The organism is Desulfuromonadales bacterium, assembly GCA_035620395.1.
Classification (GTDB): domain Bacteria; phylum Desulfobacterota; class Desulfuromonadia; order Desulfuromonadales; family DASPGW01; genus DASPGW01.
The window spans coordinates 1-9,755 of the sequence record DASPGW010000046.1; the positions used below are offsets into that span (position 1 = coordinate 1).

Consider the following 9,755-nt stretch of genomic DNA (forward strand, 5'->3'; position numbering starts at 1 on the left):
CAGCCCGAGCCCGATCTTGTCGGCCGTCGCCTCGATGCCGAAGCCGGGGACCTGCGGCAGACGACGGTAGAAGGGGCTCATGGTGTCCCAGAACTGTGGTTCGCTGCAGCCGATGCAGCCGTGGCCGGCCATGACCGGCCAACTCTGCCCTTCGTTGTAGCGCATCGTCGGACAGTTGTGGAAGGTTTCGGGCCCCTTGCACCCCAGCTTGTAGAGGCAGTACCCCTTGCGGTGTCCTTCGTCGCCGAAGGCCTCGGCGTACTGGCCGGCGTCGAAGTGCGAGCGCCGCTCGCAGTTGTCGTGGATGCGCTTGCCGTAGGCGAAAAGGGGGCGGCCGAGGCGGTCGACGGCAGGGAGCTTGCCGAAAGTGAGGAAATGGACGATGGCCGCCGTCAGATTCTCGGCATTCAGCGGGCAGCCCGGCAGGTTGAGGACGGTGGCGCCGGGGACCGCTTCCTGGACCCCCACCGCGCCGGTCGGATTGGGGGCGGCGGCGGGGATGTTGCCGAAGGCCGCGCAGCTGCCCACCGCGATGGTCGCCGCGGCATTGGCGCAGACCTTGCGGGCGATATTGAGGGCACTTTCACCGCCGACGGTACAGTAGATGCCGCCGTCCTTCATCGGGATCGACCCCTCGACCACGGCGATGTATTTCCCCTTGTACTTCTCGATGGCGTCGTGCTTCGCCTTCTCGGCCTGGTGGCCGGCGGCGGCCATGATCACCTCGGCATATTCGATGGAGAGGTAGTCGAGGATCAACTCGGCGGCCGTCGGCTGGTTGGCGCGCAGCAGTGCCTCCGAATCGCCGCTGCAGCTCTGGAACTCCAGCCAGATCACCGGCGGCCGGTTGTCGGCCTCCAGCGCCTCGGCGATTCTGGGGATGAAGGTGACGGGCAGGGCAAGGGCGGCGGTCATGCTGGAGCAGAACTTCATGAAGTCGCGGCGGCTGATCCCCCTCGCCTCCCACTTCCTCAGAGTCTCCTCCGGCAGCGAGACCGACGTCGGGAGCTGGTCGTTGTTCATCAATCATGCCTCCTTTCAGAAGTTAACAAGTCCAGATAGAACATCTTTATAATGCTGTCGGGACCCCGTCAAGCGTTTAATCAAGCGATGATGTATCCATCATGCCGGATATGATAACGCGTGCGGTGTGTTTCAGGAGAATCCAGCTTCCAAGTATAGTGCGCCTGTGCGCCGTGGCAATGAACCGCTATACTTTTGGCACCGAAAGCATACGCCTGACCGCGAGGAGTTACGCCATGGTCCTGTACGACATCAGCGTCCCCATCTCCCCTTCCCTGCCGTGCTTTCCCGGCGATCCGCCGGTCCGGCTCTCTAAGCTGCCGGTGCCGGCCGAAGGCAAGCCGTTCCGCATCACCCGGCTCTCCTTCGGCAGCCACACCGGCACCCACGTCGATGCACCGGCACATCTGCTGGCCGACGGCACGACGGTCGATGACATCCCCCTGACGCTGCTGATCGGGCATTGCCTGGTGGTCGACCTGACTGCGCACGACGGGGAGATCGATGCCGGCCTCCTCAGAAAACTCCCCCTCAAGGGGGAGCGCCGCCTGCTCTTTCACACCCGCAACTCCTCCCTCTGGGAACAGCCCGGTTTTGTCGGAGAGTTCACCGCCCTGACCCCGGCGGCGGCGACCTGTCTGGTCGAGCTCGGCGTGCGGCTGGTGGGGATCGACTACCTGTCGGTGGAGCATACCCGGACCCAGGGTGAGGTGCACCGGATCCTGCTCGAGGCCGGCGTGGTCATCCTCGAGGGTCTCAATCTCGCCGGCGTCGAACGGGGGGAATATGAACTGATCTGTCTTCCCCTGAAAATCAGTGGTGGCGACGGCGCCCCCTGCCGGGCGGTTCTACGCGGCCGGCAGGCCCCGCTGCCGGGACCGGAACACCACACCCGCTGGCCGATGTAGCGGCCGGCCCAGGGGCTCTGGCCAAGACCCCCGGTGGTGCTATACTGAAATTGGAAGGGGGAAAGCAACCGGAAAGGAGGGTCATCTATGCAGAAAGACGTCAGAAAGTTTGGCATCAGCGACAAGCGCGGCCGGGTCAAAACCAGTTCCGACCCCTATATCCCCGAGGAAGGACCGCCGGCACTTTCACTGTGCGAGAGCTGTCATGCCCTCTACCACAACAAGCGCTGGTATCTCGACGTCGCGGCCTTCGAGGCGGCGAAGGCGGGCGGCGATTTCCACTGGGTGACCTGTCCCGCCTGCCAGAAGATTGCCGAACGCTATCCAGAAGGGATCGTTACCCTGCGCGGCGACTATTTCTGGGACCACGAGGAGGAAATCCGCAACATCCTGAAGAACGAAGAAGAGAAGGCAATGGCCAAGAATCCCCTGGAGCGCATCATTCGCATGGAGCGTGACGGAGATGACCTGATTATCGAAACCACCGAGGAGAAACTCGCCGAACACCTCGGAAGGGCGCTGCACAAGGCGCACCAGGGCGAGCTCAAGGTTTCCTGGACCGAGGAACATTCGGTCTGCCGGGTGACCTGGGAGCGGATGGTTTGACTGCACCTCGGAGCGACAAATCGCTTGAACCGGAAAAGGTCTGTTTTCCGGTTCACTAATTTTTTCATCTGCGGCAAGGACCGATGGGGACGCACCGGCTGCTGGAACATACCGCCGACATGGGGATCGAGGCGAGCGGCGAGACGATCGAGGAGCTCTTTGCCCAGGCGGCCTACGGCCTGCTGGAGATTATCGCCGGCACCCCCCAAGCCCTCTGCCGGGAGGAAAGGATTGTCACCGTGGAAGGAGGGGATGCCGAAGAGCTGCTCGTCAACTGGCTCAACGAAATCCTCTACCTGTTCGAAATCCGGAGATTTTTCCCTCTCGACTTCGAAATCGAGGAGGTGCGCGGCAACCGTCTGCTGGCCCGGGTTCGCGGCGAACCCTTCGACCCGCAGCGCCACCCCGTCGAGCGCGAGGTCAAGGCGGTGACCTATCACCAGCTGCGGGTGGAGAAGACCGACGGGCTGTGGCATGCGCGGGTCTACGTGGACCTGTAGCAGGCTGGGGTTGCTGCAAGGAGATTAAACGAAATGGCCGTCAAGGTAGAAAGAATCGATGCCTGCCGCTGGCGCATCCCGAAGGAAGGAGCGATGCGCACCGAGGGGCTGGTCTTCGCCAGCGAGGCGCTGATGCGCGTGCTGGAGAAGGAGCAGGCACTGGAGCAGGTGCGCAACGTCGCCACCCTCCCCGGCATCGTCGGCCCTTCCATCGCCATGCCCGACATCCACTGGGGGTACGGCTTCCCCATCGGCGGCGTGGCGGCTTTCGATCCCGACGAGGACGGGGTGGTCTCCCCCGGCGGCGTCGGCTACGACATCAACTGCGGGGTGCGCCTGCTGCGCAGCGCCCTTTCGGCCGAAGAGATCCGGCCGCAGCTGGGGCGGCTGGCCGACCGGATATTCCACAACGTCCCCTCGGGGGTCGGCTCGCAGCGCCGCGACCTGAAGCTCTCCGTCCACGAGGAGCGCAAGGTCCTGCAGCAAGGGGCACGCTGGGCGGTGGAGCACGGCTTCGGCAGCGAGGAGGACCTGCGCCACATCGAGGAGGGGGGAGTCATCCCCGGCGCCGACCCGGAGCTCGTCTCCGACCGGGCGCTGGAGCGCGGCAGGGCGCAGTTGGGGACCCTCGGCAGTGGCAACCACTTCATCGAGGTGCAGATGGTCGAGGAGATCGGCGACGCGGCGGCCGCCGAGGCCCTCGGGCTCTTTCCCGGCCAGGTGACGGTCACCATCCACACGGGCAGCCGCGGCTTCGGCTACCAGGTCTGCGACGACTACCTGCGGATGATGCTGGCCGCCAGCCGCAAGTACGGCATCGAGCTCCCCGACCGGCAGCTCTGCTGCGCCCCGCTGCTCAGCCCCGAAGGGCGGCAGTACCTGCATGCCATGGCCTGCGCCGCCAACTTCGCCTTCGCCAACCGCCAACTGATCACCGCCTGGGTGCGGGAGTCCTTCGAGCAGGCACTGGAAAAGGGGCCGGGCGAGCTGCGTCTGTCGGTCATCTACGACGTCTGCCACAACATCGCCAAGTACGAGACGCACAAGGTGGGCAAGAAGCTGCGGCAGCTCTGTGTGCACCGCAAGGGGGCGACCCGCGCCTTTCCTCCCGGCCATCCGGAGACTCCGGAGCTTTACCGCAAGGTCGGCCAGCCGGTCCTCATCCCCGGCGACATGGGGCGCTACTCCTACGTGCTGGTGGGAACCCAGGGGGCGTTTGAGGAGACCTTCGGCTCCACCTGCCACGGCGCCGGCCGGGTCCTCTCCCGCCACGCCTCCAAGAAGGAGGCCAGAGGCCGCAACATCGAGGCGGAGATGGCGGCCCGCGGCATCATTATCCGCGCCGCCAGCCGCGCCACCGTGGCCGAGGAGATTTCCGAAGCCTACAAGGACGTCATGGAAGTGGTCAACGTGGTGCAGCAGGCGGGAATCGGCAAGATCGTGGCGAGATTGAAGCCGATGGCGGTGATTAAGGGATAGGATTTTCGTAGGGGCACCCCTCGTGGGTGCCCTTGTGCGGGCAGGCACAAGGCCTGCCCCTTCGAAGCAGGGAGGAGCATTTATGCGAGTTTTCCTGACCGGCGGCACCGGTTTCGTGGGGAGCGAAGTGCTGCGCCAGCTGATCGCGGCCGGACATACGGTTCGTTGCCTGGTGCGGGCCGGATCGGAGGGGAAGCTCGCCGTCCGGGAAGGGGTGGAGGTCCGGCATGGCGACGTGACCGAGCCGGAAACCCTGGAGAGCGCCCTGGAAGGGTGCGACGCCGTCATTCACCTGGTCGGCATCATCCGCGAGTTTCCGGGGAAAGGGATCACCTTCAAACGGCTGCACTTCGAGGCGACCCGCAACATGGTCGAGGCGGCCGAAGCGCAGGGGGTGAAACGCTACCTGCAGATGAGCGCCAACGGCACCCGGGAGAATGCCGTCTCCCCCTACCACCAGACCAAGTGGCAGGCGGAAGAGGCGGTGCGAACCAGCTCGCTGGCATGGACGATCTTTCGCCCCTCCCTCATCTTCGGTCCCGGCGATGCCTTCGTCAACATGCTGGCCGAGATGATGCGCAAGCTGCCGGCGATGCCGGTGATCGGCGACGGCCGCTACCGGATGAGCCCGGTGGCGGTGGAGGACGTGGCGGCCTCCTTCGTCAAGGCGCTCACCCTGCCGGAGACGGTCGGCCGGACCTTCCACTGCTGCGGCCCGCAGAGCCACAGCTACGACGAGGTTCTCGACCTGATCGGCGCAGCGTTGGGAAAATCGCACGTCGCCAAGTTGCACCACCCGGTCCTGCTGATGAAACCGGTGGTCGCCCTGTTCGAATCGATTCCCGCCTTTCCTCTCACCAGCAGCCAGATGACCATGCTTCTGGAGGGGAACGAGTGTGACCCGGCCGAGTGGGCTGAGGCCTTCGGTATCAGGCCGCGGGAGTTCGCCGAGGGGATCAAGCGGTATCTGAGGGCGTGAGATGAGCTTCGGCCCCCTTAACATCTCGGCCTCCTTAACCACCGCCAAGGGCAAAACCTCCGGAGAAATCCCCCCTCGCCCCCTTTGCCAAAGGGGAAAAAATCCCTATTAACGCTCCGATCTTGGGCGGTCGAGCCGCTCGCAGACCAGCCGCTTGAACTGGGAGACACTGAGAATGGTCGTGGTGAGAAGCTTCTGCGCTTCGGCAAAATCCCGGTCACCGGTAATCAGGTAATCCGCCTTGGCGGCGAGGGCGCAGGCGATGAATTTGGCGTCCTTGCGGTCGCGCGGGAAATCTACCCCTTCCGACCCGCTACAAGTCGTCGTCAGGACGTCGAGCATGGTGAACCATTGGTGCAGGATATCGGCTGGCAGGCTGAACTTCCTGCGGCCGAGAACCTCCCTGTATTCCGTCATGATCTCGGGGGTGACCAGCCACTCCATGTCATCGCGGGAAGCAATGAAGAGGGTGACCTCCTCCGGCGTCCGGTCTTTCAGGATTGCGGAGACCAGCACATTGGTATCGATTACAACCCTCATCGGCCGGTCCGATACGCCTCGACTTCTTCAGCGATCGCATCTTCGGAGATGGCCTTTGCCTGGGGCAGGGCCTGGGTCTTTTTGAATAGCGCCCGCAGCTCATCGGTCCGGGCCTCCTGATTCTCGTCTTCGGCGATCATCACCACCTCCACCCGCTGGCCGGGACGGAAGGGAAGGCCGGTCAATTCGAGTTTTGCCGGGTCCTTGATGGTCACATACTTTTTATAGGCAAACATGGCGGCCTCCGAGGGTCGGGATTGACCTAAACTTTACCACAACGAAGATTCATGGAGTTTTGCTCAGCGCTTCAACTGCTCACTTCCCCAGCCAGGACGGTAGTACGGAAAACAAGGGGCACTTCTCTGGTTTCCGCACCCGCCCTTGCCTCCGACCTCCTTAATCCTTCGCCTTTTCGTAAAAAATCTTCCCGACCCGCTTGATGTGCTCCAGCAGTTCCGGGGTGTCGATTTGATGGTGTAGGGAGAGATCGATCTTGTACGGCAACAGAAGCTCGTCCAGTTCCTGTTCGATTCTCAGCAGCAGGGATAGCGTCACGGCCTCGCAGCAAATGGTGAGATCGATATCCGACCCCGGGCGAAAATTGCCTTTGGCGCGTGAGCCGTAGAGAATGACCCGCTCAACTTCCGCATGCCCCGCGAAGACTGCCCTGATCTTCTCTATGGTGCTCGGCTTCAGGCCGAAACTTTCCAGACTCTCATCCGGCATTTTTCAGGCCCTGCATCCGCTGTTCGAAGGCCCGGAAGAGGCCGTTATACAGGGTGACCACCCGCTCGACGATATCATCGGCCACCTCCTGGTTGTAAGCGTGTGAAGTCAGATTTCGGCTCCGGATCATTTCCATCCACCCTTCACCATCCGTTACGAGGTTATTCTGAAAGGCCTCTCGGGTGGCGTCACGCGACCCCATGATCGAAGTGTTTCCCTGATAAGCGAAATAATCCTTCATCACGCGCCAGGCCAATTCGTGGGTGAACTCGAACGCCTGAATCAGCCCCTGTTTCTCCAGCTCCGACAAGGCGCGCTGATGGCTGAGCTCAACCGCCTTGCTGAGCTGTTGAAGGGCTTTCTGAAAATTATTAAAACGTTGCTGCCAGCGAACGTCGGGATCTCGCATCAAATCCTCTCCATCTGAGAAGGCTTTTTTCAATAAGAAGATGCTGAGCTGCAGATTTGTATAACACCGTATAACACGGATAGGTCCAAGTCAACGTATTGACAGCTCACATGGGCAACCGTTTTCTTGCGCAAAGCCTCTACCCCCGCATCGCCAGTTCCCGCTTCTCCAGCACCAGCATCCGGTCGCGCAGCCCGGCGGCCTTCTCGAACTCCAGGTCGGCCGCCGCCTTGAGCATCTCCTTCTTCACCCGCTCGATCTCCCGGCGCAGCTCGGCCGGCGAGCGGTATTCCCCCTCCTCCTCGGCCACCAGCGGCAGCTCCACGTAGTCCCGCTCGGCGATGTCCTCGAGGATGGTGCGCAATGACTTCTTCACCGTCTCCGGGGTGATGCCGTGCTCGGTGTTGTAGGCGAGCTGCGCCGCGCGGCGCCTTCCGGTCTCCTCGATGCAGGCCTGCATCGAGCGGGTCATCCTGTCGGCGTACATGATGACCCGGCCGTCGACGTTGCGGGCGGCGCGGCCGCAGGTCTGGATGAGGGAACGCTCGCTTCTGAGGAAACCCTCCTTGTCGGCGTCGAGGATCGCCACCAGCGCCACCTCGGGGAGGTCGAGCCCCTCGCGCAGCAGGTTGATGCCGACCAGCACGTCGAACTTCCCCTGGCGCAGGTCGCGGATGATCTCCATGCGCTCCACCGTATGGATGTCCGAGTGGAGGTAGCGCACCATGATCGCCAGCTCCTCCAGATAGCCGGTGAGATCCTCGGCCATCCGCTTGGTCAGGGTGGTGACCAGAACGCGGTAGTCCTTCTGGACCGTCGCGCGGATCTCGTGGATCAGGTCGTCGACCTGCTCCTTGGCCGGACGCACCTCGATCGGCGGGTCGACCAGGCCGGTGGGCCGCACGATCTGCTCGACCACCACCCCCTGCGCCTTCTGCAACTCGTAGTCGGCCGGAGTGGCCGAGACGTAGAGGGTCTGCAGCTCTTTCGCCTCGAACTCCTCGAAGGTCAGGGGACGGTTGTCGAGGGCCGAGGGGAGGCGGAAGCCGTAGTTGACCAGGGTCTCCTTGCGGGAACGGTCGCCGCGGTACATGGCGCCGACCTGGGAGACGGAGACGTGGCTCTCGTCGATGAAGAGCATGGCATCCCCGGGAAAGTAGTCGAAAAGCGTAGCCGGTGGCTCTCCCGGCTGGCGTCCGTCGAGAAAGCGCGAGTAGTTCTCGATCCCCTGGCAGTAGCCCATCTCTTCCATCATCTCGATGTCGAAGAGGGTACGCTGCTCGATGCGCTGCGCCTCGAGCAGCATGTTGCGCTCGCGGAAATACTGGATGCGCTCGCGCAGCTCCTCCTGGATTTCCTTGATCGCCCGCTCCAGGGTGGGGCGGGTGGCGACGTAGTGGCTGGCCGGGAAGATGGCGGTGCGGCCGATGCGGTCGAGAACCCGGCCGCGCAGCGGGTCGATCTCGGAGACCGCCTCGACCTCGTCGCCGAAGAACTCGACCCGGATCGCCCGGTCCTCCTCGTAGGCGGGGAAGATCTCCACCGTGTCGCCGCGCACCCGGAAGCTGCCGCGGTGGAAGTCGACGTCGTTGCGCTCATACTGGATCTCCACCAGCCTTTTCAGCAGCGCGTTGCGGTCGAGCGCCATCCCCTCCTCCAGCCGCACCAGCATGCCGTAGTACGCCTCGGGCGAACCGAGGCCGTAGATGCAGGAGACGGAGGCGACGATGAGCACGTCGCGCCTGGAGAGCAGCGAGCGGGTGGCGCTGTGCCGCATCTTGTCGATCTCCTCGTTGATCGAGGAGTCTTTTTCGATGTAGGTGTCGGTGACCGGGACGTAGGCTTCGGGCTGGTAGTAGTCGTAGTAGGAGACGAAGTACTCGACGGCGTTGTGCGGGAAGAGCTCCTTGAATTCGCCGTAGAGCTGGGCGGCCAGGGTCTTGTTGTGGGCCAGCACCAGCGTCGGCCGCTGCACCTCGGCGACGACGTTGGCCATGGTGAAGGTCTTGCCGCTGCCGGTGACGCCGAGCAGCACCTGGTGGCGGTCGCCGCGGCGGATCCCCTCGACCCGTTCACGGATCGCCTGCGGCTGGTCGCCGCGGGGCTGATAGTCGGATTTGAGTTCGAATTTGGCCATCTGCTTTCTTCCAACGGCGTAGGGGCGCAGCATGCTGCGCCCCTACGATTCTGCGTAATCCGTTTTGTAGGGGCGCCCCTGGTGGGCACCCTCGGGCAGGCACAAGGCCTGCCCCTACAGGACCTACTTCACCTTCCAGCTCGTCCCTTCCTTCGAATCGAGCAGTTCGATCCCCTTGGCCGCCAGTTCGTCGCGTATGGCGTCGGCGCGGGCGAAGTTGCGCTCCTGGCGGGCCTGCCGGCGTTCGGCGATTAGCCGCTCGATCGCCTCCGGGGTGAGGCCGGTCGCCTGCAGCCCCTCCGCCTGACTCCTGGCCAGCCAGGCGGCGGGATCGGAGGTGAAGAGCCCCAGCACGCCGCCGAGCTTGAGCAGCTTGCTGCGGGCGTCGCGCAGCACCGCCAGCGACAGGGAGCATTCGTCGAAGCGGTTCTCGGTGATCAGCCGGTTC

Annotated in this window: 12 protein-coding genes; 5 read left to right on the forward strand and 7 right to left on the reverse strand. The window is 63.6% G+C overall.

Annotated elements, in window-relative coordinates; all coding sequences use genetic code 11:
* Positions 1–1,023: hydrogenase small subunit (locus VD811_02995; protein ID HXV19944.1), on the reverse strand; the 1,023-nt coding region annotated here is incomplete at its 3' end.
* Between the two features lie 236 nt (positions 1,024–1,259).
* Here VD811_02995 and VD811_03000 point away from each other — a divergent pair.
* From VD811_03000 to VD811_03020, 5 genes are all read left to right on the forward strand, one after another.
* Positions 1,260–1,931, forward strand: coding sequence for a cyclase family protein (locus tag VD811_03000; GenBank protein ID HXV19945.1), 672 nt, complete (start codon positions 1,260–1,262; stop codon positions 1,929–1,931).
* Between the two features lie 87 nt (positions 1,932–2,018).
* Complete coding sequence (locus VD811_03005) at positions 2,019–2,537, forward strand: BCAM0308 family protein (GenBank protein HXV19946.1); 519 nt, start codon at positions 2,019–2,021, stop codon at positions 2,535–2,537.
* 83 nt (positions 2,538–2,620) lie between these two features.
* Positions 2,621–3,037, forward strand: a complete 417-nt coding sequence (locus tag VD811_03010) for an archease (GenBank protein HXV19947.1) — start codon at positions 2,621–2,623, stop codon at positions 3,035–3,037.
* A gap of 33 nt (positions 3,038–3,070) precedes the next feature.
* The gene (locus VD811_03015) at positions 3,071–4,516 is read left to right on the forward strand and encodes an RtcB family protein (GenBank protein HXV19948.1); all 1,446 of its coding nucleotides are present in this window, start codon (positions 3,071–3,073) and stop codon (positions 4,514–4,516) included.
* Positions 4,517–4,598: 82 nt separating this feature from the next.
* On the forward strand, positions 4,599–5,495 hold the full coding sequence (locus VD811_03020; protein HXV19949.1) for a complex I NDUFA9 subunit family protein: 897 nt from the start codon (positions 4,599–4,601) through the stop codon (positions 5,493–5,495).
* Positions 5,496–5,603: 108 nt separating this feature from the next.
* On the opposite strand, the gene VD811_03025 is transcribed toward VD811_03020, so the two are convergent.
* From VD811_03025 to cysS, 6 genes are all read right to left on the reverse strand, one after another.
* On the reverse strand, positions 5,604–6,035 hold the full coding sequence (locus tag VD811_03025) for a putative toxin-antitoxin system toxin component, PIN family (protein HXV19950.1): 432 nt from the start codon (positions 6,033–6,035) through the stop codon (positions 5,604–5,606).
* A complete protein-coding gene (locus VD811_03030) occupies positions 6,032–6,271 on the reverse strand; it encodes a hypothetical protein (protein ID HXV19951.1) in 240 nt (79 codons plus the stop codon). Before VD811_03030 ends, VD811_03025 begins: the two co-directional genes overlap by 4 nt.
* A gap of 160 nt (positions 6,272–6,431) precedes the next feature.
* The gene (locus VD811_03035; GenBank protein ID HXV19952.1) at positions 6,432–6,761 is read right to left on the reverse strand and encodes a nucleotidyltransferase domain-containing protein; all 330 of its coding nucleotides are present in this window, start codon (positions 6,759–6,761) and stop codon (positions 6,432–6,434) included.
* A complete protein-coding gene (locus VD811_03040; GenBank protein ID HXV19953.1) occupies positions 6,751–7,170 on the reverse strand; it encodes a nucleotidyltransferase substrate binding protein in 420 nt (139 codons plus the stop codon). Before VD811_03040 ends, VD811_03035 begins: the two co-directional genes overlap by 11 nt.
* A gap of 139 nt (positions 7,171–7,309) precedes the next feature.
* The gene (gene uvrB, locus VD811_03045) at positions 7,310–9,307 is read right to left on the reverse strand and encodes an excinuclease ABC subunit UvrB (GenBank protein ID HXV19954.1); all 1,998 of its coding nucleotides are present in this window, start codon (positions 9,305–9,307) and stop codon (positions 7,310–7,312) included.
* A 123-nt stretch (positions 9,308–9,430) separates the two neighbouring features.
* A partial coding sequence (gene cysS, locus VD811_03050) for a cysteine--tRNA ligase (GenBank protein ID HXV19955.1) occupies positions 9,431–9,755 on the reverse strand: 325 nt, incomplete at its 5' end.